This window comes from Roseomonas sp. GC11 (genome assembly GCF_024437745.1).
Lineage (GTDB): Bacteria > Pseudomonadota > Alphaproteobacteria > Acetobacterales > Acetobacteraceae > Pseudoroseomonas.
The window spans coordinates 1-19,073 of sequence record NZ_JANFNY010000070.1 but is presented as its reverse complement, the minus strand read 5'-3'; the positions used below and the strand labels follow the sequence as shown (position 1 = coordinate 19,073).

Annotated in this window: 22 protein-coding genes; 11 read left to right on the top strand and 11 right to left on the bottom strand. The window is 72.1% G+C overall.

Annotated features, from left to right (window positions below):
- The first annotated feature begins 117 nt into the window (after positions 1-117).
- The 5 genes from NON00_RS18885 (at position 118) to NON00_RS18865 (ending at position 4,893) form a co-directional block, all read left to right on the top strand.
- A complete protein-coding gene (locus NON00_RS18885; protein WP_305123457.1) occupies positions 118-864 on the top strand; it encodes an ABC transporter ATP-binding protein in 747 nt (248 codons plus the stop codon).
- On the top strand, positions 857-1,561 hold the full coding sequence (locus tag NON00_RS18880) for an ABC transporter ATP-binding protein (protein WP_256024255.1): 705 nt from the start codon (positions 857-859) through the stop codon (positions 1,559-1,561). The genes NON00_RS18885 and NON00_RS18880 overlap by 8 nt, the downstream gene beginning before the upstream one ends.
- Before the next feature lie 124 nt (positions 1,562-1,685).
- Complete coding sequence (locus NON00_RS18875; protein WP_256024254.1) at positions 1,686-2,930, top strand: ABC transporter substrate-binding protein; 1,245 nt, start codon at positions 1,686-1,688, stop codon at positions 2,928-2,930.
- Between the two features lie 67 nt (positions 2,931-2,997).
- A complete protein-coding gene (locus tag NON00_RS18870) occupies positions 2,998-3,885 on the top strand; it encodes a branched-chain amino acid ABC transporter permease (RefSeq protein WP_256024253.1) in 888 nt (295 codons plus the stop codon).
- A gap of 3 nt (positions 3,886-3,888) precedes the next feature.
- Positions 3,889-4,893, top strand: coding sequence for a branched-chain amino acid ABC transporter permease (locus NON00_RS18865; protein ID WP_256024252.1), 1,005 nt, complete (start codon positions 3,889-3,891; stop codon positions 4,891-4,893).
- 111 nt (positions 4,894-5,004) lie between these two features.
- On the opposite strand, the gene NON00_RS18860 is transcribed toward NON00_RS18865, so the two are convergent.
- From NON00_RS18860 to NON00_RS18845, 4 genes are all read right to left on the bottom strand, one after another.
- Positions 5,005-5,790, bottom strand: coding sequence for a DUF1217 domain-containing protein (locus NON00_RS18860; protein ID WP_256024251.1), 786 nt, complete (start codon positions 5,788-5,790; stop codon positions 5,005-5,007).
- A 71-nt stretch (positions 5,791-5,861) separates the two neighbouring features.
- Positions 5,862-6,308 (bottom strand): flagellar biosynthesis repressor FlbT, encoded by a 447-nt coding sequence (locus NON00_RS18855; RefSeq protein ID WP_256024250.1) that lies wholly within the window; start codon positions 6,306-6,308, stop codon positions 5,862-5,864.
- On the bottom strand, positions 6,305-6,691 hold the full coding sequence (locus NON00_RS18850; RefSeq protein WP_256024249.1) for a flagellar biosynthesis regulator FlaF: 387 nt from the start codon (positions 6,689-6,691) through the stop codon (positions 6,305-6,307). Before NON00_RS18850 ends, NON00_RS18855 begins: the two co-directional genes overlap by 4 nt.
- A gap of 135 nt (positions 6,692-6,826) precedes the next feature.
- The gene (locus NON00_RS18845; RefSeq protein ID WP_256024248.1) at positions 6,827-7,774 is read right to left on the bottom strand and encodes a flagellin; all 948 of its coding nucleotides are present in this window, start codon (positions 7,772-7,774) and stop codon (positions 6,827-6,829) included.
- A 307-nt stretch (positions 7,775-8,081) separates the two neighbouring features.
- Here NON00_RS18845 and NON00_RS18840 point away from each other — a divergent pair, with 307 nt between their 5' ends.
- The 6 genes from NON00_RS18840 to NON00_RS18815 are packed head-to-tail and all read left to right on the top strand — an operon-like array spanning position 8,082 to position 15,050.
- Positions 8,082-10,715 carry a chemotaxis protein CheW gene (locus tag NON00_RS18840; protein ID WP_256024247.1) on the top strand — a complete coding sequence of 878 codons (2,634 nt, stop codon included), beginning with the start codon at positions 8,082-8,084 and terminating at the stop codon, positions 10,713-10,715.
- Entirely contained in the window at positions 10,715-11,239 is a 525-nt protein-coding gene (locus tag NON00_RS18835; protein WP_256024246.1) for a chemotaxis protein CheW, read from the top strand. Before NON00_RS18840 ends, NON00_RS18835 begins: the two co-directional genes overlap by 1 nt.
- Positions 11,236-12,465, top strand: coding sequence for a chemotaxis-specific protein-glutamate methyltransferase CheB (cheB, locus tag NON00_RS18830; protein ID WP_256024245.1), 1,230 nt, complete (start codon positions 11,236-11,238; stop codon positions 12,463-12,465). The genes NON00_RS18835 and cheB overlap by 4 nt, the downstream gene beginning before the upstream one ends.
- Positions 12,462-13,307 carry a protein-glutamate O-methyltransferase CheR gene (locus NON00_RS18825; protein ID WP_256024244.1) on the top strand — a complete coding sequence of 282 codons (846 nt, stop codon included), beginning with the start codon at positions 12,462-12,464 and terminating at the stop codon, positions 13,305-13,307. Before cheB ends, NON00_RS18825 begins: the two co-directional genes overlap by 4 nt.
- Positions 13,304-14,674, top strand: a complete 1,371-nt coding sequence (locus tag NON00_RS18820) for a FliI/YscN family ATPase (protein WP_256024243.1) — start codon at positions 13,304-13,306, stop codon at positions 14,672-14,674. Before NON00_RS18825 ends, NON00_RS18820 begins: the two co-directional genes overlap by 4 nt.
- Complete coding sequence (locus tag NON00_RS18815) at positions 14,661-15,050, top strand: hypothetical protein (protein WP_256024242.1); 390 nt, start codon at positions 14,661-14,663, stop codon at positions 15,048-15,050. Before NON00_RS18820 ends, NON00_RS18815 begins: the two co-directional genes overlap by 14 nt.
- Before the next feature lie 129 nt (positions 15,051-15,179).
- Here NON00_RS18815 and NON00_RS18810 read toward each other — a convergent pair whose 3' ends face one another.
- The 7 genes from NON00_RS18810 to NON00_RS18780 all read right to left on the bottom strand — a co-directional run.
- Entirely contained in the window at positions 15,180-16,244 is a 1,065-nt protein-coding gene (locus NON00_RS18810) for an EscU/YscU/HrcU family type III secretion system export apparatus switch protein (RefSeq protein WP_256024241.1), read from the bottom strand.
- A 3-nt stretch (positions 16,245-16,247) separates the two neighbouring features.
- Positions 16,248-17,024, bottom strand: a complete 777-nt coding sequence (fliR, locus tag NON00_RS18805; RefSeq protein WP_256024240.1) for a flagellar biosynthetic protein FliR — start codon at positions 17,022-17,024, stop codon at positions 16,248-16,250.
- Positions 17,021-17,299, bottom strand: a complete 279-nt coding sequence (locus tag NON00_RS18800; protein ID WP_256024239.1) for a flagellar biosynthetic protein FliQ — start codon at positions 17,297-17,299, stop codon at positions 17,021-17,023. Before NON00_RS18800 ends, fliR begins: the two co-directional genes overlap by 4 nt.
- A 55-nt stretch (positions 17,300-17,354) precedes the next feature.
- On the bottom strand, positions 17,355-17,696 hold the full coding sequence (fliE, locus tag NON00_RS18795; protein ID WP_256024238.1) for a flagellar hook-basal body complex protein FliE: 342 nt from the start codon (positions 17,694-17,696) through the stop codon (positions 17,355-17,357).
- Complete coding sequence (gene flgC / locus NON00_RS18790) at positions 17,693-18,103, bottom strand: flagellar basal body rod protein FlgC (protein WP_256024237.1); 411 nt, start codon at positions 18,101-18,103, stop codon at positions 17,693-17,695. The genes fliE and flgC overlap by 4 nt, the downstream gene beginning before the upstream one ends.
- Positions 18,104-18,120: 17 nt before the next feature.
- Positions 18,121-18,510 carry a flagellar basal body protein gene (locus NON00_RS18785; RefSeq protein ID WP_256024236.1) on the bottom strand — a complete coding sequence of 130 codons (390 nt, stop codon included), beginning with the start codon at positions 18,508-18,510 and terminating at the stop codon, positions 18,121-18,123.
- 231 nt (positions 18,511-18,741) lie between these two features.
- Positions 18,742-19,073, bottom strand: a 332-nt coding sequence (locus NON00_RS18780) for a hypothetical protein (RefSeq protein WP_256024235.1), incomplete at its 5' end; no start/stop codon positions are given.

Genomic DNA, 19,073 nt, shown 5'->3' with positions numbered 1-19,073 from the left:
GCGCGCCGCCAGCCGCCCGGCCATTGTGCAGAGCAATGGGCGGCCCAAGCCGCCCCACAGGGAAGCGACAGGAACGGGGGGCGCAGGGTGGCGGACAGCATCCTGGAGACCGACGGCATGACCAAGGAATTCCTTGGCTTTGTCGCCGTCGGCGACGTGTCGTTGAAGGTGCGGCGCGGCAGCATCCACGGCCTCATCGGGCCCAATGGCGCCGGCAAGACCACCTGCTTCAACCTGCTGACGAAGTTCCTGCCGCCGACGCGCGGCAGCATCCGCTTCGACGGGCGCGACATCACCCGCATGAAGCCGGCCGAGGTCGCGCGCCTCGGGCTGGTGCGCAGCTTCCAGATCTCCGCCGTCTTCCCGCATCTCTCGGTGCTGGAGAATGTGCGCGTGGCGCTGCAGCGGGCGCGCGGCAACAGCTTCGACTTCTGGCGCTCCGACCAGGTGCTGCGGCAATACGATGCCCGCGCGCGGGAATTGCTGGAGGATGTCGGCCTCTCCGCCTATGCCCATCTGACGGCGGGGCAATTGCCCTATGGCCGCAAGCGCGCGCTGGAGATCGCCACCACCCTCGCCCTCGACCCGGTGATGATGCTGCTGGACGAGCCGACGGCGGGGATGACGGCGGAGGATGTGGACCGCATCGTGGCGCTGGTGAAGCGCGTGGCGGAGGGCCGCACCGTGCTGATGGTCGAGCACAACCTGAAGGTGGTGGAGGGCCTGTGCGACACCATCACCGTGCTGACGCGCGGCCGCATCCTGGCCGAGGGCAGCTATGGCGAGGTCTCGCGCAACCCGGAGGTGGTGGCGGCCTATCTCGGCACCGATCCCTCCATCGCGGGGGGCAGCACCCATGGCTGAGCCGCTGCTGAAGGTCGAGAATCTCCAGGCCTGGTATGGTGAGAGCCATATCCTGCACGGCGTCGGCATCGAGGTGCGGGAGGGCGAGGTGGTCACCCTGCTCGGCCGCAACGGCGCCGGCAAGACGACGACGCTGCGCTCCATCATGGGCCTCGTCGGCAAGCGCAGCGGCAGCGTGCGCTTCGAGGGGCAGGAACTGGTGGGCGCGCGCAGCGACCGCATCGCCCGCGCCGGCATCGCCCTCTGCCCGGAGGAGCGCGGCATTTTCGCCAGCCTCGACGTCACCGAGAATCTGCTGCTGCCGCCGGTGGTGCGGCCAGGGGGGATGGATCTCGATTCCATCTACACCCTCTTCCCCAACCTGAAGGAGCGGGCGCGCAGCCCGGGCACCAAGCTCTCGGGCGGCGAGCAGCAGATGCTGGCCATTGCCCGCATCCTGCGCACCGGCGCCCGGCTGCTGATGCTGGACGAGCCGACGGAGGGCCTCGCCCCCGTCATCGTCCAGCAGATCGGCCGCACCATCCGCGAGATCAAGGCGCGCGGCTTCACCGTGCTGCTGGTGGAGCAGAATTTCCGCTTCGCCCAGACCGTGGCGGACCGCCACTACGTCATGGAGCATGGCCAGGTCGTCGATGCCGTGAGCAACGAGGAACTCTCGGGCTCGCTGGAGCGCCTGCACGAATATCTGGGCGTCTGATTGGAGCGTCTGGGCGCGGCCGCCCGCGCGGCGGGCGCCCGCGAATGCGGTTCGTAGAAGCGGCCCCCCTCCCCCATCTCCGCGAGGGGCGCGCGCCAGGAAAGCCGAGGGAGAAACGGGAACCATGATGCAAGATCGCCGCAGCCTGCTGAAGACCGCCGCCGCCGCGGCCCTCACCCCCGCGCTCTCCGCGGTGCCGGGCCGCGCCCGCGCCCAGGCGGCGAACACGCTGAAGATCGGCGTGCTGAACGACCAGTCCGGCGTCTACCGCGACATCTCCGGCCCCACCTCGGTGGCCTGCGTGCGCCAGGCCATCCAGGATTCGGGGATCACCGCGCGCGGCGTGAATGTCGAGGTGGTCTTCGCCGACCACCAGAACAAGGCCGATGTCGGCGCCACCATCGCCCGCCAGTGGCTGGACCGCGACGGCGTGGATGTCATCGTCGATGTGCCGAACTCCGCCGTGGCGCTCGCCGTCAACGCGGTGGTGCGGGAGAAGAACAGGGCCTATTTCAACTCCACCGGCGCGACGACGGACCTGACCGGCGCGCAGTGCAGCCCGAACACGGTGCACTGGACCTACGACACCTACATGCTCGCCAGGTCCACCGGCGGCGCCATGGTGAAGACGGGCGGCGATTCCTGGTTCTTCATCACCGCCGACTATGCCTTCGGCCATGCGCTGGAGCGTGACACCACGAGCTTCGTCCAGGCCGCCGGCGGCAAGGTGCTGGGCAGCGTCAAGCACCCGCTGCAGTCGACGGACTTCTCCTCCTTCCTGCTGCAGGCGCAGCAGAGCCGGGCGAAGGTCATCGGCCTCGCCAATGCCGGCACGGACACCATCAACAGCGTCAAGCAGGCGGCCGAGTTCGGCGTGACGCGGCGCGGCACCAAGATCGCCGTGCTGCTGATGTTCATCAACGACGTGCACAGCCTGGGCCTGAAGGCGGCGCAGGGGCTGGTCTGCACCGAGAGCTTCTACTGGGACCTGAACGACCGCACCCGCGCCTTCACCAGCCGCGTGAAGGGCAATCTGGGCGGCAACATGCCGGCCATGTCGCATGCCGGCTGCTATGCCTCCGTGCTGCACTACCTGAAGGCGGTGGGCGATATGGGCGTGGCCGCGGCCAAGGCCAGCGGCGCCGATGCGGTGGCGCGGATGAAGGCCATCCCCACCGATGACGACTGCTTCGGCGCGGGCCAGATCCGCGCCGATGGCCGCAAGCTGCACCCGGCCTATCTCTTCGAGGTGAAGTCGCCCGAGGAATCGAAGGGCCCCTGGGACTACTACAAGGTGTTGCAGACCACCTCCGCCGCCGAGGCCTGGCGCCCGCTGGCCGAGGGCAAGTGCAGCCTGATCGCCAGCTGATCCGATCCGCCGGGCGGGGTCCCCTCCGCCCGGCGCGCGCCCCCCTTCGCCGCAGGAAGCATCCCCGGTGTTCGAAGACCTGCTTTTCCAACTGGAGCTGGGCCTGCCGCAGGTCGTGCTCGGGCTGGTGAACGGCGCGTTCTACGCGCTGCTCTCCCTCGGCCTCGCCGTCATCTTCGGCATGCTCAACGTGATCAACTTCGCCCATGGGGCGCAGTTCATGATGGGCGCCTTCGTCGCCTGGATGCTGCTCAACTGGGTGGGCATCGGCTACTGGCCGGCGCTGGTGGTGGCGCCGCTCATCGTCGGCGCCATCGGCGTGCTGCTGGAACGGACGATGATCAGCAAGCTCTACAAGCTCGATCATCTCTATGGCCTGCTGCTGACCTTCGGCCTCGCCCTCATCATCGAGGGCGTGTTCCGCAACCAGTTCGGCTCCTCCGGCCTGCCCTACGCGCCGCCGGAGGTGCTCTCCGGCCCGCCGGTCGATCTCGGCTTCATGTTCCTGCCGAAATACCGCCTCTGGGTGGTGGTGGCGGCGCTGGCCATGAGCCTCGCCACCTGGCTGGTGATCGAGAAGACGCGGCTCGGCGCCTATCTGCGCGCCGCCACCGAGAATGCGGCGCTGGTGCAGGCCTTCGGCGTCAACGTGCCGCGCATGGTGACGCTGACCTATGCCGCGGGGGTGGCGCTGGCCGCCTTCGCCGGGGTGCTGGCGGCGCCGATCTACTCGGTCAACCCGCAGATGGGCTCCAGCCTCATCATCGTCGTCTTCGCCGTGGTGGTGATCGGGGGCATGGGCTCCATCCTCGGCTCGGTCGTCACCGGCTTCGGCCTGGGGCTGGTCGAGGGGCTGACCAAGGTGTTCTACCCCGAGGCCTCCTCCACCGTGATTTTCGTCATCATGGCCATCGTGCTGCTGGCGCGGCCGGCTGGCCTGTTCGGGAGGGCCTGAAGCATGTCCGCTGGTCACGCCTCCGTCGCAACCCTGCCGGTGCTGCATGACGCGCCGGGGCTGCTCGGCCTCTCCGCCCTCGGCTTCAACCGGGCGCAGAGCGTCGCCTTCCTGGTGCTGCTGGCGCTGCTGCTGGCCGGGCCGTTCTTCCTCTACCCCGTCTTCCTGATGAAGCTGCTCTGCTTCGCCCTCTTCGCCTGCGCCTTCAACCTGCTGATCGGCTATGTCGGGCTGCTCTCCTTCGGCCATGCCATGTTCTTCGGCATGGGCGGCTATCTCTCGGCGCACGCGGCCAAGGTCTGGGGGCTCTCACCGGAGCTGGCCATCCTCTCGGGCGGCGTGGTGGGGGCGGCGCTCGGCGTGGTGGCGGGGTGGATCGCCATCCGCCGCCAGGGCATCTACTTCGCCATGATCACCCTGGCCCTGGCGCAGATGGTCTATTTCTTCTGCCTCCAGGCGCCTTTCACCGGCGGCGAGGACGGCATCCAGCGCGTGCCGCGCGGCGCGCTGCTCGGCCTTGTCGACCTCTCGCGCGACATGAACCTCTACTGGGTGGTGGCGGGCGTCTTCCTGGCCGGCTTCCTGCTCATCAGCCGCATCGTCCACTCGCCCTTCGGCCAGGTGCTGACGGCCATCCGCGAGAATGAGCCGCGCGCCATCTCGCTCGGCTACCGCTCGGACGACTACAAGCTGATGGCCTTCACCCTCTCCGCCATGCTGGCCGGCATCGCCGGCGGCACCAAGGCGCTGGTCTTCGGCATCGCGACGCTGACGGATGTCTATTGGGCGATGTCGGGCGAGGTGGTGCTGATGACGCTGGTGGGTGGCCTTGGCACGGTGTTCGGCCCCGTGATGGGGGCGGCCGTCATCGTCACCATGCAGAACTACCTCGCCGAGTTCGGCGCCTGGGTGACGGTGATCCAGGGCTGCATCTTCGTCGCCTGCGTGCTGGCCTTCCGCGCCGGCATCGTGGGCGAGCTGGGCCGCTTCCTCAAGGTCCGGCTCTGATCTGAGGGGCCCTCGCCCCCTCCCCCATCCCCGCCAGTCCCGGGATGGGTTTCCAAAGGCCTCAGGCCTTTGGTGGGGAGAGTTTGAGAGGGGCAAAGCCCCTCTCAAGCCTCAGGCGAAGAGCGAGACGAGGTAGGAGCTCGCGGTGGACGAGCTGGTGGTGTCGTCCTCGGTCATGATGAGGTAGCGCTGGATCAGCTTCTCCCGCCCTTCGGCGGTGGAGAACTGCGAGAGGTCCAGCTTGCTTTCCACCTGCCGCGCCTGGTCCTCGATGTCGAGATAGGCGATCTCGTCCGGCAGCCCGGTCAGCGTCAGCGCGACGCGGCGCAGCACCTTGTCGGCGAGGATGTTGTAGACGTTGGGCGTCTCATCCTCCATTTCGCTGACATGCAGCGCATCGCTCACGGCGCGGCTCTGGTCGGAGACTTCCGAGAGGCGCTGGTAGTCGATGTAGTTGGCCTTGATCTCGGCGAAGAAATCCGCATCCCGCAGATTGTCGAGGCCGGAATTGGCGAAGTCGAGCTTTTCCGCCGCCGTTTCCCAGGCGGTGTTGCTGAGCTGCGAGGCCAGGTTGCCATCGGCCGAGGTGTCCGACATCAGCGCCTTGATGGCGAGGCCGGTATTGTCCTCCTCTCCGGCGAGGCCCAGGGATTGCAGCAGCACGGCGCGCGCCGTCGGGTCCTTCAGCAGGTCCTCGGGCGTTTCCGCCTCGTCGATCGCCTTCTGCAGGGCGTCGAGATTGCGGGTGACCGTCGCATCCTTGCTGAGGCGGACGGTATCCTTCTCCTCGTTGCGGAGGGTCTGGTTGTAGAGGCTGATGCGCTGCGAGCCGGTCAGGGTCGAGCTGTCCGACACGGAGCCGCCGAAGAGGGTGACCATGTAGGGGTTGATCGCCATGCCAGCCTCTCCTCCGCCGCCGCGCCGTTTTTCTGCCGGTTTTTCTGTCAGCGTCCCAGTCAGCGTCCCTGTCAGCCTTGGGCGGCCACCGGCGCCGCCGCCGCCCCCAGCATCGCATCGTCATGGGCGAAGAGCACGCGCAGGCGGCGCATCGCCTCCCAGCAATCCCCCGCCTCCAGGTCGGCGATGGCCTGGGCCAGCACGCCGCGCGCGGTGGGGGAGGTGGTGGTGCTGGAATATTCATCCGCCAGCCGGCGCGCCTGGGCGACGAACTGGGCGCGCTCGTCATCCTCCGCCACATAGGCGGCCTGGATGGCGAAATAGACGCGGCGGGAGGGCGTGCAGGCATCCTCCGGCGCCATGATCTGCTTGCCGAAGAGGAAGCGGGCGCGGTTGGAGAGCATGACGCTGGTGCGCGTCTTGAACTGCAGCGCGGCGCCGTTGACCAGCATGCGGTCGCCGGCGCGCAGGTCGAGGACGAGGCGGCCGGAGCCGCGCGGGGTGCGGGTCTCGCTCATGCCGCGGCGTCCGCGGCGATCCCCTCGGGGGCGCGGCCCATCAGGCCGGCGGCGAAGCAATCGCAGATATCGGCGATGAAGGCGAGGTCCGGGCTCTCCAGCTCCGTCTCGCGCAGAACGCTGCGGCAGAGGGAGAGGATCTGCCGGCGCAGCGGCATCGGCAGTTCGCAGGATTCATGGGCGGTGAGCAGCCGCAGCGTCTCGAAGAGGCGGCGCGCATCGGCGCGGGCGCGCACCCTGTCCATCTCCGAACCGTCGAGCGCCAGGCGCAACCGGCCCGAGACCAGGGCATAGACATCGGCCTCCTGCTCGCGCAGGGGCCTCGCGGCCTTGACGGCACCATAGGCGCGCAGCGCATGGGCCTGCATCGGGGGTGCGGACACGGTACCAGCCTCTCGTTTTGACGGCGGGGGGGCGCGGGGCCCCAGGGGAAGGATGCGTGAAGGGGTGCGGGAAGGAATGAGGGCCGGGCGGTGTTTTTCCCGCCCGGCCCGGTCAGTTCAGCCCTGCGGGAGGTCTTACTGGAACAGGGAGAGCAGGCTCTGCGGCGCCGAGTTGGCGGTGGTCAGCGCCGTGGTGGCCAGCTGCTGCTGCGTCTGCAGCGCGGTGAGCCGGGCCGATTCCTTGGCGAGGTCCGCATCGACGAGCGAGCCGAGGCCCTCTTCCATCGAGTCAACGCGCGCGCTGTTGTAGGTCTTCTGGTTGTCGACGAAGTTGCTGTCGTTACCCAGCTCGTTGGCCGAGGCGTTGACCGCCTGCGTCACCGAGGTCAGCGTCTTGATGTTGACCGTGCCGATGGTGACCGAGGTCTGCGCGGTACCGGTGGCATCAACGCCGGTCAGCAGCGTCTTGGCATCGGCGGCGCTGATCGAGGTGATGGTGTCGAGATCCTCGCCCGAGATATCGTCGGTGAAGCTCAGATCATCGGCCGTGGTGCCGCTGGCGTTGACCGTGTAGGTCTGGCCCTTCTCGTTGCGGGTCACGTCCATCGAGCCGCCGGTATAGGCGGCGCCGGTCAGCGGGTCCTCGGCGGTGCTGCCGAGCAGACGGGTGCCGTTGTAGCTCGCATCCTGCAGCGTCGTGTTCATCTGCTGGACGAGCGACTTGAACTGCTCGGTGTACTGGGCGCGGGTCTCGTCATCGAGGTTGCCGTCGCTCAGCTTCGTCAGAATGGCGCTGACGCCCGAATCCGCCTCGGTCAGCGTGCTGGAGACGCTGTCCACCGCCTCCAGCGTGCTGCTGAGCAGGCCGTCCACGGCGCCGAGCTGGTCATTGGCGGCGTTCAGGCCGGAGATGTCGGAGCGCACCTTCTGCGCCACGGCGTAAGCGGCGCCGTCGTCGGTGGCGTCGGCCACCTTGTAGCCGGTCGAGACCTTCTTCTGCGTCTCGTCGAGCTGGCTGTTGATCTTGTTGAGCGACTGCAGCGCGACCTTGGCGCCGGAGTTCGTGATGACCGAGTTGGCCATGGCGTCACATCCTGTTCACCCGTCACCGCCTGCTTTTCAGGCGGTGCGGCCAGGGCCCCTGTCTTTTCCGGGGCGTCTGGCCGGGAAGGAGGGTCACCGCGCGGATCATCCGCCGTACCATCCGTCTCCGCCCGGTCCTTGGGCGGCAGGCCGAGCCTCCGCCGGGTTTATGAACGACATGTTTACCATTGGGAAAATCTCCGCCCGCAATCGCGTGATCCGCAGGCAAAGGTCATCAGCAGGTTAACAGACTGGTCCGAACTCCGCGCCATCCTGCCGCCGCGACGGCAGAAGACGGATTCGCGGCATGGACGACCTGATCCTGGAATTCCTGGCGGAAACCAACGAGGCCCTGGCCGAGCTGGACACCGCCCTGGTCGATCTTGAGCGCGCTTCCGAGGATGCCGAGATCCTCGCCCGCATCTTCCGCCTGGTGCACAGCGTCAAGGGCACCTGCGGCTTCCTCGGCCTGTCACGGCTGGAGGCGGTGGCGCATGCCGCCGAATCGCTGCTCGGCCTCTACCGCGATGGCGAGCGCCCGGTCACCCCCGCCGGTGTCACCGCCGTGCTCGCCGCCATCGACACCATCCGCCTGATCATGGCCGGCCTCGCCGAGACGGGGGCGGAGCCGGAGGGGGATGACACCGGCCTGCTGGCCCAGCTCACCGCCGCCGCCGCTGAGGGCGAGGCCCCGGCAGCGCCGCCGGCGCCGCCCGCCGCTGCCCCGGAGCCGCCCGCCGCCAGCGCCGCCGCGCTGGAGGAGGAGGATGAGGAGGAGGAGGACCTCCCCTCCCCCGCCGCCTCTTCTCCTGCCCCCGGTTCTCCCTCGGCTCATCCCTCGGCCACTCCCGCGACTCCTCCCTCTGGCGCGCCCTCCCCGGCCACTCCCTCCGGCAGCCCGGCGCATGATCCCGCCCTGCCGGTGCAGGCCATCCGCGTCTCCCTCACCGTGCTGGACGAGCTGATGACGCTCGCCTCCGAGCTGGTGCTGGTGCGCAACCAGCTGCTCCAGGTGGCGCGCGGCCAGGCGGACACGCCCTTCGCCGCGCCGCTCCAGCGCCTCTCCCGCATCACCTCCGACCTCCAGGAAGGGGTGATGAAGACGCGCATGCAGCCCGTCTCCGCCGCCTGGGCCAAGCTGCCCCGGCTGGTGCGCGACCTCGGCGCGGAGCTTGGCAAGCGCATCGACCTCGCCATGAGCGGCGGCGAGACGGAGCTGGACCGCCAGGTGCTGGAGCTGATCAAGGACCCGCTGACCCACATGGTCCGCAACAGCGCCGATCACGGGCTGGAGACGCCGGAGGAGCGCCGCGCCGCCGGCAAGCCCGCCGCCGGGCGCATCAGCCTCTCCGCCCGGCAGGAGGGCGGGCGCATCGTCATCCAGCTCGCCGATGACGGGCGCGGGCTGAACCTCGCCAAGGTGCGCGCGCGCGCGGTGGAGCGCGGCCTCGCCACCGAGGCCGCAGTGGCCGCCATGGAGGATGCCGAGGTGGCGCGCTTCGTCTTCCGCCCCGGCTTCTCCACCGCCGCCGCCGTCACCGCCGTCTCGGGCCGTGGCGTCGGCATGGATGTGGTGCGCACCAATATCGAGCGCATCGGCGGCACGGTGGACCTGCAGACCGTGCCGGGCCAGGGCACCACCATCACGGTGCGCATCCCCCTCACCCTCGCCATCATCTCCGGCCTCGTCGTGCAGGCGGCGGGGGAGCGCTTCGCCGTGCCGCAATCGGCGGTGGTGGAGCTGGTGCGCGTGGGCCATGGCGGCGCCGCGGTGGAATGGCTGGACGATACGCCGGTGATGCGCCTGCGCGGCCAGCTGCTGCCGCTGGTGCAGCTCGGCGCCATGCTGGGCCTCGCCCCGCCGCCGCAGGGCGGCAGCGCGGTGCAGGGCTTCGTCGCCGTGCTCCAGGGCGATGCGGCGCGCTATGGCCTGCTGGTCGATGGCGTCTTCGACACGGAGGAGATCGTCGTCAAGCCGGTGGCGCCGATCCTGCGCGACCTCCAGGCCTTCTCCGGCAACACCATCCTGGGTGATGGCGGCGTCATCATGATCCTCGACCCGGCGGGCCTCGCCCGCATGGCCGGCCTCAGCGCCATGCGCCAGGAGGCGGCCACCGCCGCCACCAGCACGGAAGAGGGCCGCTCCCAGCTCCTCATGTTCCGCGCCGGCGGCCAGGCGACGCCGATCGCCGTGCCGCTCGGCCTCGTCGCCCGGCTGGAGGCCCTGCCGGCGGACAGCATCGAGATCGCCGGCAACCGCCCGGCGGTGCAGTATCGCGGCCAGCTCATGCCGCTGCTGCCGCTCGGCCCCTGGGTGCAGCCGCCGGCCGGCGCCACGCAGCACCTGCTGGTCTTCCAGGATGGCAGCCGCAGCCTCGGCCTGATGGTCGATGAGATCCTCGACGTCATCGAGGAAAAGCTGGTGCTGCGCCCGGCGGCGGACCGCGCGGGCTTCCTCGGCAGCGCCGTCATCGCCGGGCGCGCGGCGGATGTGCTGGACTGCGCCTACTGGCTGCGCCTCGGCGATCCCGGCTGGTTCGGCCGGGGCGAGGCGCAGGCGCCGCGCCGTGTCCTCGTCGTCGAGGATAGCGGCTTCTTCCGCCAGCTCGTCGTCCCCGCGCTCACCGGGGCGGGCTATGAGGTGACGGCCTGCGCCGATGCGGCGGAGGCGCTGAAGCTGCGCGCCGGCGGCGCGATGTTCGACGCCGTGCTGAGCGATATCGAGATGCCGGGCATGGATGGCTTCGCCCTGGTGGCCGAGCTCCGCCGCGAGGGCCCCTGGGCCGCCCTGCCCGTGGTGGCGCTGAGCAGCCGCAGCAGCCCCGCCGACATCACCCGCGGCCGCGCCGCGGGCTTCACCGACCATGTGGCGAAATTCGACAGTGAGCGCGTGCTGGAAGCCCTGGCCCGCGCCCTGGCGCATGCGAAGGAAGCGGCCTGATGAGCGCCTCCGCCGAAACCCTGGCCCGCCGCCCCGCCCCGCCCGCGCGGGGCGCGGCCGAGGCCGGCGCGGGCGAGCCGCGCCTGCTGCTGACGCTGCTGGTGGGGGGGCGGCTCTGCGGCATCGCCGTCCCGCGCGTGCGCGATGTGCTGCGCGGCGAGCAGATCGCCCGCGTGCCGCTGGCCCCGCCCGGCGTGGCCGGGGTGCTGAACCTGCGCGGCCGCATCGTCACCGCCGTCGATCTGCGCCAGCGCCTGCGCCTGCCCCCCGCCGAGCCGGGGGCCGCGCGGATGAGCGTGGTGGTCGAGCATGAGGGCGAGCTCTACAGCCTGCTCGCCGATGCGGTGCGCGAGGTGCTGGCCCTGCCGCCCGAGGTGCGGGAGGACGCGCCGGCGACGCTGGGCGAGGCCTGGCGCGAACATGCCTGCGCCGTGCACCGGCTGGAGGAAGGGCTGCTGATCGAGCTGGACACGGATCGCCTCCTGGCCTTCGGCGCGCGCGCGGCGGCGGATCCGCGCCGGTGACGCTGGATCTGGCGCCGCCCCCCGCTTCGGGGCGGGAGGCCGCGGCCGCGCCGCTGCGCGTGCTGCTCTGCGACGACAGCGCGGTGGTGCGCGCCGCCATGGCGCGCATCCTGCACGCCGATCCCGGCATCCAGGTCATCGCCCGCGCCCGCAACGGGGAGGAGGCGGTGGCCGCCATCCGGCGCGGCGGCATCGACCTCGCGGTGATCGACATCGAGATGCCGGTGATGGACGGGCTGACCGCCCTGCCTTTGCTGCTGCAGGCCGATCCGGGGCTGCGCGTCATCGTCTGCTCCACCCTGACCACGCGCGGCGCGGCGGCGGCGATGGAGGCGATGCGGCGCGGCGCCGCCGACTGCCTGCCCAAGCCCTCCGCCGCCGAGGAGCAGTCCTTCGCCGCCGAGCTGGTGGCGCTGGTCAAGGGCCATGGCGCGCTGCGCCGCCGCGCCTCGCCCACCCCGGCGCTCAATCTTTCTTTCGGCGCGGCGCCCGCGCCAAGCCCCGCGCCGCTCCTGGTGCCCACGCCGCCGCCGCCCGCCGCCGCCCCCGCGCCACCACCCCCCGTGGCCGCGCTGCGCGCCAGCCTGCCGCCCACCCTCCCCGCGGCGGCGGCCGCCCGCCCCACCGCGCCCCGCCCGCCGCGCCCGCCCCTGCCGCTGGCGGTCGGCGCCATCGGCTCCTCCACCGGCGGGCCGGAGGCGCTGGCCACGCTCTTCCGCGCCTTCCGCCAGCCGCCGCGCATCCCGCTGCTGCTCACCCAGCACATGCCCACCGCCTTCATCCCGATGCTGGCGCAGCACCTCTCCCGCCTCGGCCCCGTCCCGGTCGGCGTGGCGCAGGAGGGGGAGCCGCTGCTGCCCGGCCGCGCCTATCTCGCCCCCGGCGGGCGGCACCTGCTGGTGGCGCCCGGCAGCCCGCCCTGCGTCACCCTCTCCGACGGGCCGGAAGAGCATTTCTGCCGCCCCGCCGTGGACCCCATGCTGCGCAGCCTGGCGCAGGTCTATGGCGCGCGCGCCCTGGTCGCCGTGCTCACCGGCATGGGCCATGATGGCGGCGCCGGCGCCGCCCTGGTCGATGCCGCCGGCGGGCTGGTGCTGGCGCAGGACGCCGCCACCAGCGTCGTCTGGGGCATGCCCGGCGCGGTGGTGGAGCGCAACGCGGCGCGCGAGGTGCTGCCCATGCCCAGCCTCGCCGCCCGTTTCGCGGAGCTGGCCGGCGCCGCATGACCGAGGCCGGCTTCCAGGACATCGCCAGCGCCATCCAGGGCGTCTCCGGCCTCGCCCTGCAACCGGGGCAGGGCTACCTGCTGGCCAGCCGGCTCGGCCCCGTGCTGCGCCGGCACGGGCTGGCCGACCTGCCGGCCCTGGCGCAGCGCCTGCGCGCCCCCGGCGCCGCCGCCCTGGCGCGCGAGGTCGCCCTGGCCACCGCCACCCACGAGACCAGCTTCTTCCGCGACGAAATCCCCTTCCGCCACCTCGCCGGGGAGGCCCTGCCGCGCCTCGCCGCCGCCCGCCCGGCCGGGGCGGCGCTGCGGCTGTGGTCGGCCGCCTGCTCCTCCGGCCAGGAAGCCTGCTCCCTCGCCATCATCGCCGCCGAGCAGCGCGCCGCCCTCGGTGGCCGCGCGGTGGCGGTGCTGGGCACCGACCTCGCCCCGGCCATGGTGGCGCGCGCCACCGCCGGGCTCTACAGCGGCTTCGAGATCCGCCGCGGCCTCTCGGAGGCGCGCCGCGACCGCTGGTTCACCGCCGAGGGGGAGAACTGGCGCGCCGGCCCCGCGCTACGCGCCGCCTGCCGCTTCGCCACCGCCAACATGGTCGAGGAAGCCAGCCTGCCCGGCCCCGCCTTCGACGTCATCCTGGTGCGCAACCTGCTGATCTACCTCGATACCCCGACGAAGGAGCGGGTGGTGGAGCTCTGCGCCCGCCGCCTCGCGCCCGAGGGGCTGCTCTATGTCGGCGCGGCGGAGGTGCTGCTCTCCCTGCGCACGCGGCTGGCGCCGCTCGCCACCTGCCACGGCGCCTACCGCCTCGACACCCCCACCGCCCGCGCCTTCTGGGAGGGGGCATGAGCGCGCCCCACCCCTCTCCTTCCCTGCGAGACCGCGCCCTCCAGGCGGCGGCGGCGCTGCGCGCCCTGCCGCAGGGGCGCATCGCCGGGCGGGTGCTCTCCGCCGGCGCGCTCTTCGCGGAGATCGGCGGCCTGCAACCCTTCCTCTCGGTGGGCGCGCGGGTGGCGGTGGAGACGCCGGGCGGCCCCGTCCCCGCCGAGGTGGTGGCGCTCTCCGGCGGCCAGGCCCGCGCCATGGCCTATGGCCCGCTGGAGGGGGTGCGCCTCGGCGCGCCCGTGCTGTTCGAGGGCGAGGCGCGGCTGGCGCCGGACGAATCCTGGCTCGGCCGCGTGGTGGACCCGCTCGGGCGGCCGATGGACGGGCGCGGCCCGCTCGGCCAGGGTGGCACCCCCCGCCGCCTGCGCGGCGGCCCGCCCGAGGCCGGGCTGCGCGCCCGGCTCGGTCCGCGCATGGATCTCGGCGTGCGCGCGCTGGACGCCTTCTGCACCCTGCGGCGCGGCCAGCGGCTCGGCCTCTTCGCCGCATCGGGCGTCGGCAAATCCACCCTGCTCTCCATGCTGGCGCGCGGCGCGGAATGCGATGCCGCGGTGCTCTGCCTCGTCGGCGAGCGCGGGCGCGAGCTGCGCGAATTCATCGAGGACGACCTGGGGCCGGAGGGGCTGGCGCGCAGCGTCGTCGTCTGCGCCACCTCCGACACCCCGCCGCTGATGCGGCGCGAAGCCGCCTATGCCGCCATGACCGTGGCCGAGAGCCTGGCCGCCAGCGGCCGCCACGTGCTGCTGATGATGGACAGCGTGACGCGCTTCGCCCTCGCCTGCCGCGAGATCGGGCTGGCGGCGGGGGAGCCGCCGGCGACGCGCGGCTATACCCCCGGCGTCTTCGCCGAGCTGCCGCGCCTGCTGGAGCGCGCCGGCCCCTGCGCCGAGGGCGTGGGCGGCGCCATCACCGGCCTTTTCACCGTGCTGGTCGAGGGCGATGACCATGACGAGCCGGTGGCCGATGCCGTGCGCGGCATCCTGGACGGGCATGTGGTGCTGGACCGCCGCATCGGCGAGCGCGGCCGCTGGCCGGCCATCGACATCCTGCGCAGCCTCTCCCGCACCGTGCCCGGCTGCCTCTCCCCCGGCGAGCGCGAGATCATGCAGCGCGCCCGCCGCCTCCTCGCGCTCCAGGCCGACATGGCGGAGCTGGTGCGCCTTGGCGCCTACCGCGCCGGGACGGATGCGGCGGTGGATGAGGCGCTGCGCCTCGGCCCGCGCATCGAGGCCTTCCTCAGCCAGCGCAAGGATGAGCCGATGCTGACCGCCGGCGAGGCCTTCGCCGCGCTGGAGGCCGCGATGCGGGAGGATACCCGTGGCCGCGCCTGACCCGCTGGCGGTGCTGCAACGGCTGCGCGGGCTGGAGGTGGCGCTGGCGCGGCGCGACCTCGCCGAGCGCGGCGCCCAGGCCGCCGCCGCCGCCATCCCCGCCGAGGGCCGCGCGGCTGAGGGCGTCGATGGCCATGCCGCCTTCGCCGCCTGGCTGCCCTATGGCACGGCGATGCGCGAGAGCCGCGCCACCGAGGCGCGCCTCGCCGCCGCCGCGCTGGAAGCCGCGCGGGAGGCCCTGGTCACCGCCCGCACCGCCGAGCGCGTGGTGGAACTGGCCCGCGAGGCAAAAGCCGAGGCCGCGCGCCATCAGGCCCTGCGCAAGGCTCAGGCGGCCCTTGATGAAATCGCCAGCCAGAAGAGATTTTTTGAGTGATCTTCTTTTTCTGAAGAAAAAGAAGCAAAAAGACTTTTTCAGGCTGCCGCCGTCTCCTGGCACAGTGGGACGCTACACTGAAAAAAGTTTTTTGGTTCTTTTTTCCAAAAAAGAACATCTTGAAAAAAATCAACGCCCTGGCGGCCGCAGCCGCCACACGAGCGCGATCAGCTCCGCCACGGCGGCGAAATGCTCGGCCGGGATCGCGGTGCCTTCCTCCACGCGGTAGAGGGCACGGGCCAGGGGCGGGTTGGGCATCACCGGGACATCGTGCTTCTCCGCCTCGCGGCGGATGCGGGCGGCCAGGGCGTCCACCCCCTTGGCCACCACGCGCGGCGCGGCGTCCACCCCCCGCCGGTAGGAGAGCGCCACGGCGTAATGCGTCGGGTTGGTCACCACCACCGTGGCCTTGGGCACCTCGGCCATGGCGCGGCGGCGGCTGCGGGCACGCGCCACCTGCTTGCGCTTGGCCTTGAAATGCGGGTCGCCCTCGCTCTCCTTCATCTCCTCCTTCATCTCCTGGCGGCTCATCCGCATCTTGCGCCAGTGGCTGAAGCGCACCCAGGCGAAGTCCGCCAGCGCCACCACGGTGAAGGCCAGCAGCGCCGCGCGCAGCAGCCGCTCCAGCATCGCCGCCGCCGTGGCGCCGAGATCCTCCAGCGGCAGGGCCAGGGTTTCCGGCAGGTGGTCCAGCACCCCCTCCGACACCCACCACATCGCCAGCCCGCAGGCGAGCAGCTTGACCAGCGCCCGCGCCAGCTCGCTCAACCCATGCGGGCCGAACATGCGCTTCAGCCCCGCCAGCGGGCTGAGCTTGGCCGGGTTCGGGGTCAGCGGGCGGGCGGAGATCAGCAGCCGCGTCTGCGCCAGCGTCACCGCCAGGGCCCCCAGCGCCGCCAGCCCCGCCACGCCCAGCGAGAGCGGCGCCGCGCGCAGCACCAGTTCCGGCAGGGCCATGCGCCAGCTGGCCTCATGCGCCAGGGCGAAGATGGCCCGCCCCTCCTCCACCATCTGCCGCCCGAGCGCCGGCCCCAGCCAGGAGAGCGCCAGCGCGCCGCCGCACAGGCTGGCCAGCTGCACCGCCTCCCGCGCCAGCGGCACATCGCCGGATTCCCGCGCCTTGCGCAGGCGGCTTTCGGAAGGATCGAGTTCCTTTTCAGCGGAATCCTCGCCCGCCCCCTCCTCCCCCGCCACGGCTCAGCGCAGCCCGGGCAGCAGGGCGAAGAGGGCGCGCGCCGCCTCGCGCCACACATCGAACAGCGTGGGCAGCAGCAGGGCCAGCAGCCCCAGCCCGGCCAGGCTCAGCGCGGGCGCGGCGAGAATATAGACCTGCGTCTGCGGCGCGATGCGCGCCAGCAGGCCGGAGGCCATCTGGAGCAGCAACGCCATCAGCAGCATCGGCGCGGCCAGGCGCAGCGCCAGCGCGAAGCTGCCGGCACTGGCCTCGGCCACCGTCTCCGCCGCCGCGCCGGCGCCGAAGGGGCCACCCACCGGCAGCAGCGTGTAGCTCTCCGCCAGGGCGCGCAGCGGCAACTCATACAGCCCGCTGGCCAGCAGCAGCGCCACCGCGCCAAGGCCGAGGAAACGGCCCAGCGCGGTGCCGCCCTCGCCCATCGCCGGGTCCTGCGTCAGCAGGCTGGACAGGCCGATGGTCAGCCCGATCACCTGCCCCGCCACCTGCACGGCATAGACGACGAGCCGCGCCAGCCAGCCGATCCACAGCCCGGTGGCGATCTCCAGCGCCAGCAGGCGCAGCAGGGCGGCGGCCTCCCGCGGCTCGGGCGGCAATTGCGGCGCCAGCACCGGCAGCAGCAGCAAAGACACGGCCAGCGCCAGGGCGAGGCGGATCTGCACCGGCACCTCCTGCTCGCCGAGGCCGGGCATGACCATGCCGCAGGCCCCCATCCGGCAGAGCACGAGCACCATCTGGAAGGCGAGATGCGGCAGGGCGTCGAGGAATTCGGCGGCCGTCACCGCAGCCCGCCCAGCGCCACCACCTGGTCGAAGAGCCGCTCCGTCAGGCTGCGCAGCGCGGTGACGGCGGCGGAGGAGCCAAAGAGCAGCATCAGCCCGAGCGCCAGCAGCTTCGGCACGAAGGCCAGGGCGGCCTCCTGCACCTGGGTCAGCGCCTGAAACAGCGCCACCGCCAGCCCCACCGCCAGCAGCACCCCGAGCAGGGGCCCGCCGATCAGCAGCGCCGTCCACAGCGCCTGTTGCCCGGCCAGCCCGACCAGTTCCGCATCCATCATCCGCGCGCCGCCTCCTGCGGCTGGGGACGGGCCACCTCCTGCGGCCCGCCGGATGTCAGAGCGACATCCGCATCACTTCCTGATAGGCCGAGATCACCCGGTCCCGCACCGCCACGGTGGTCTGCAGGGCCAGCTCGGCGCGGGAGACGGCCATCACCACCTCCGTCACCCCCACCTCGCCGGTGAGGCCGCGGGTGGAGGTGGCATCGGCGGCGCGGGTGGTCTCCACCACATTGTTCACCGCGCGCTCCAGCATGGCGCCGAAGCTGCCGGCGGCGGTGGCCGTGGCGGCGCCGTCCTGGCCGGGGACATCTTCCCCACCCATTCCGGAGACGGCCCCGGCGGCGGCGCGGTAGGCGGAGAGCGCGGCCCCGGTGGCCGAGAGCGGCGCGCTCACGATTTCAGCAGGTCGATGGCGCGCTGGATCATGGCGCGCGTGGTCTCAAGGACGGAGAGGTTGGCGCCATAGCTGCGCTGGGCCTCGCGCATATCCGCCATCTCCACCAGGCTGTCCACATTGGGGGTGCGGACATAGCCGCGCGCATCGGCGGCGGGGTGGCCGGGGTCGTAATGCTCCGGGAAGTCACCGGCGGCGGTGCCGATGCGGGTGGCGCGCACCGTCTCCACCCCCAGCGCGCGGTCGAGCCGGCTGGCGAAGCTGACGGTCTTGCGGCGATAGGGATCGGCCCCCGGCGTCTCGCCCGTGCTGTCGCGGTTGGCGACATTCTCGGCCACCACGCGCAGGCGGGTGGATTGCGCCGCCATGCCGGCGGCGGAGACGCCGAGTGCCCGTTCCAGGTCCATCTGCGGCCTCCTCGCGGTCAGGAACTGCGGCCGAGGGCGCTGCGGAACAGCCCGGCCCAGCTCTTGTAGAGATTCAGCGCCAGGGCATGCGCCTGGTCGGTCTCGGCCACCTTCAGCGCCTGCTGCTCCAGCGAGACGGCGTTGCCATCGGGCGCGCGCTCGGCGGCGGCGCGGTCGCGCTGGCCGCGCGGCTCATCGCGGGCGGCGATGTGGCGCGGGTCGGTGCGCGCCAGGGCGGCGGCGGTGCCGGCGCGTTCCAGCGCGCTGGCGAAGGGGGCGAGGTCGCGCGGCTGGTAGCCCGGGGTATTGGCGTTGGCGATGTTCTGGGCGAGCACCTTCTGGCGCTGTTCCAGCCATTGCAGCCTTTGCCCGGCCAGGGCCAGCGGGTCGGAGGGGCGCGCGCTCATACCGCCTGCCTCGCATGCAGAAGCGACCCAATTGTTAACAGCGTTAACATTTGCTTCAGCTTTGCCCCCAAAGACGCCCCGGACCTTCCGGCCCCTCGCCGCCCGACACCGCGACTCACGCCCGGGTTTCCAAAGGCCTCAGGCCTTTGGTGGCCGCGCGGCACTGCCGCGCAGGTGCAGAGAGGGGCAAGGCCCCTCTCAAGGCCCCGCGCCCTCCCCTCAAACCGCCCCTCACCGCAGTGCCCGCAGCCCGTCGGAGAGCGCCCGGCCCATCGCCACCTCCTGCCGCAGGCGCTGCAGCTCCGGCGTGCCGGGCGCGGCCACCGAGGCGGGTGCGGTCAGGGTGTCAAAGGCCTCGCCCAGCGGATCGCCGGCCATGCGCCCGGCATAGGCGGCGCGCAGCGCGGCCAGCCGCCCGGCATCCCCGGCCAGGGCGCGGAAGGCGGCGAGGCGCAGCAGCATCTGCCGCTGCCCGGCCTCAAGCGGCACCGGGGCGGGCGGCAGGGTGGCGGCGGCATGGGCGGCCAGGGCCTCGGCGGCGCCCGCCCAGTCCTGCGCCGCGG

Bases quoted from the DNA above. Each gene is read 5' to 3' on its own strand.
- NON00_RS18785 (WP_256024236.1), bottom strand. From the start codon at position 18,510: ATGAGCGCGCGCCCCTCCGACCCGCTGGCCCTGGCCGGGCAAAGGCTG.
- NON00_RS18885 (WP_305123457.1), top strand. From the start codon at position 118: ATGACCAAGGAATTCCTTGGCTTTGTCGCCGTCGGCGACGTGTCGTTG.
- flgC (WP_256024237.1), bottom strand. From the start codon at position 18,103: ATGGACCTGGAACGGGCACTCGGCGTCTCCGCCGCCGGCATGGCGGCG.
- NON00_RS18820 (WP_256024243.1), top strand. From the start codon at position 13,304: ATGAGCGCGCCCCACCCCTCTCCTTCCCTGCGAGACCGCGCCCTCCAG.
- NON00_RS18835 (WP_256024246.1), top strand. From the start codon at position 10,715: ATGAGCGCCTCCGCCGAAACCCTGGCCCGCCGCCCCGCCCCGCCCGCG.
- NON00_RS18840 (WP_256024247.1), top strand. From the start codon at position 8,082: ATGGACGACCTGATCCTGGAATTCCTGGCGGAAACCAACGAGGCCCTG.
- NON00_RS18875 (WP_256024254.1), top strand. From the start codon at position 1,686: ATGATGCAAGATCGCCGCAGCCTGCTGAAGACCGCCGCCGCCGCGGCC.
- NON00_RS18825 (WP_256024244.1), top strand. From the start codon at position 12,462: ATGACCGAGGCCGGCTTCCAGGACATCGCCAGCGCCATCCAGGGCGTC.
- NON00_RS18800 (WP_256024239.1), bottom strand. From the start codon at position 17,299: ATGATGGATGCGGAACTGGTCGGGCTGGCCGGGCAACAGGCGCTGTGG.
- NON00_RS18865 (WP_256024252.1), top strand. From the start codon at position 3,889: ATGTCCGCTGGTCACGCCTCCGTCGCAACCCTGCCGGTGCTGCATGAC.
- NON00_RS18845 (WP_256024248.1), bottom strand. From the start codon at position 7,774: ATGGCCAACTCGGTCATCACGAACTCCGGCGCCAAGGTCGCGCTGCAG.
- NON00_RS18855 (WP_256024250.1), bottom strand. From the start codon at position 6,308: ATGAGCGAGACCCGCACCCCGCGCGGCTCCGGCCGCCTCGTCCTCGAC.
- NON00_RS18860 (WP_256024251.1), bottom strand. From the start codon at position 5,790: ATGGCGATCAACCCCTACATGGTCACCCTCTTCGGCGGCTCCGTGTCG.
- NON00_RS18880 (WP_256024255.1), top strand. From the start codon at position 857: ATGGCTGAGCCGCTGCTGAAGGTCGAGAATCTCCAGGCCTGGTATGGT.